The organism is Methylophaga sp. UBA4204 (assembly GCF_002379485.1).
GTDB lineage: Bacteria > Pseudomonadota > Gammaproteobacteria > Nitrosococcales > Methylophagaceae > Methylophaga.
In genome coordinates, this window is the sequence record NZ_DFTU01000024.1 from 1,537 (window position 1) to 3,656 (window position 2,120).

1 protein-coding gene and 1 pseudogene are annotated in these 2,120 nt (G+C 46.2%); both read left to right on the forward strand.

Translation table 11 applies throughout. The features are described from left to right. Positions 1-241: 241 nt before the first annotated feature. Positions 242-1,684 (forward strand): metalloprotease TldD, encoded by a 1,443-nt coding sequence (tldD, locus tag B3182_RS03130; protein ID WP_292354785.1) that lies wholly within the window; start codon positions 242-244, stop codon positions 1,682-1,684. Then, a pseudogene (locus tag B3182_RS03135) lies at positions 1,684-2,120 on the forward strand (tRNA (5-methylaminomethyl-2-thiouridylate)-methyltransferase); the annotation flags it as partial. The gene tldD and the pseudogene B3182_RS03135, both read left to right, overlap by 1 nt.

The window sequence follows — 2,120 nt, forward strand, 5'->3', positions numbered from 1 at the left end:
GATGTGTTTAGAAAATAATATCAATGTTCATGTTCTGTACGATATCTTCCCGCCATTCCAGGTTTCTGGAAGAGCCTGTTAGCAATATTGTAGGCGTCGCTCGCAAAATGCCGGGATAACTGAATGCGTATCATAAATTTTACTTGCCATACTCCAGGTTTAATTGTTGTCAGTCACAACAGAGTCGGTTAGTAATGTTTGATCTGCTAAGATAGTCAATTTATCGCGTAGTTCAAAAGTAATGACAAATCCTATATTTGACCAACTGGAACAACAGATCCTTATGCCTGCAGAGTTGCAGTCACAGGATATCGAACAGGCTTTATCAAGCGCCATGCGTCCTGGTGTTGATTTTGCTGATTTGTATTTTCAGCGTTCGCGTGGCGAAAACTGGTTGATGGATGACGGCATTATAAAAGATGGTGGCTATCATCTTGAGCAGGGCGTTGGGGTAAGGGCTTGCAGCGGTGAAAAAACCGGCTTTGCCTACTCCGATGATCTGAGTTTGAAGTCATTGTTGGAGGCGACCAGCGCGGCCAGTGCTGTGGTAAAACATGGTCAGCAAAAACAGATTGATGCTCGGAAAAACGTTCATGCCTCGCCCTTTTATTCTGACCTTGATCCCATATTGGGCATGGACACTCAGACAAAATTAAACCTGTTGCGGGAAGCTGATGCATATGCCCGCGCAGCCGATCCCCGTGTTACTCAGGTGACAGTCAGTTTAGCCGGTAGTCTCGAACATATTCTAATCGCTGCCAGTGATGGTACCTATGCCGCTGATATTCGGCCGTTAATACGGATGAATGTCAGTGTTATCGTTGAATCTAATGGACGGCGTGAGCGTGGCAGTGCCGGTGGCGGTCGGCGTCTGGACTATCAGTATTTTATTGATAATGATTTAGCAGTAGGTTTTGCCAAAGAAGCTGTGCGGCAGGCTCTGGTTAATCTGGAAGCCGTTGATGCTCCTGCTGGAACAATGCCTGTAGTGTTAGCTTCAGGTTGGCCTGGCGTATTATTGCATGAAGCTGTGGGACATGGCTTGGAAGGCGACTTCAATCGCCGGGATACCTCAGCCTTCTCTGGCAAAATCGGTGAACAAGTAGCATCACCCTTATGTACCGTGGTGGATGATGGCACATTAATGGATCGACGTGGTTCATTGACGATTGATGATGAAGGTACGCCAACCGAATTCACCACCTTGATAGAAAACGGCCGACTCACAGGCTATATGCAGGACAAATTAAATGCCCGGTTGATGGGAATGCGCAGTACCGGAAATGGCCGCCGTGAATCCTATGCACATCTGCCGATGCCACGTATGACCAATACCTATATGCTGGCTGGACAACACAAAGCAGAAGAAATTATAGCCAGTGTTGAAAAGGGTATTTATGCGGTTAATTTTGGTGGCGGTCAGGTTGATATTACCTCCGGCAAATTTGTATTTTCCAGCAGTGAAGCCTATCTGATTGAAAATGGCAAAGTGACTCGTCCCGTTAAAGGCGCCACATTGATTGGCAACGGTCCTGAAGTCATGAATCGTATCAGCATGGTGGCTGATGATCTTGAATTGGATTCGGGCATTGGTAACTGCGGTAAAGAAGGACAGAGCGTGCCAGTTGGCGTCGGCCAGCCGACATTGAAAATTGATGCTTTGACAGTTGGAGGCACAGCGTAATGAGTTCAGTGCACAAAGCCGTCGCTTTGATTTCAGGCGGTCTGGATTCCATGCTTGCGGTGCGGGTACTTCAGGAACAGGGAATTGAAGTAGAAGGCATCAACTTTTTTACCGGTTTCTGCGTTGAAGGGCATACCCATGCAATTCGAAATCAGCATAAAGACAAGCAGAAACGCAATAATGCATTATGGGTCGCGGAACAGCTGGGAATCAAATTACATATCATTGATGTGATTGAAGAATACAAAGACGTGTTGCTCAATCCAAAACATGGCTATGGCGCGAATATGAACCCTTGTCTGGACTGTAAAATCTTTATGGTCAAAAAAGCGGTTGAATGGGTGAAAGAAAATCATATGCAGGGTTTTGATTTTATTATTACCGGCGAAGTCATTGGCCAGCGTCCCAAATCTCAATTAAAGCGCACTATGCCGAT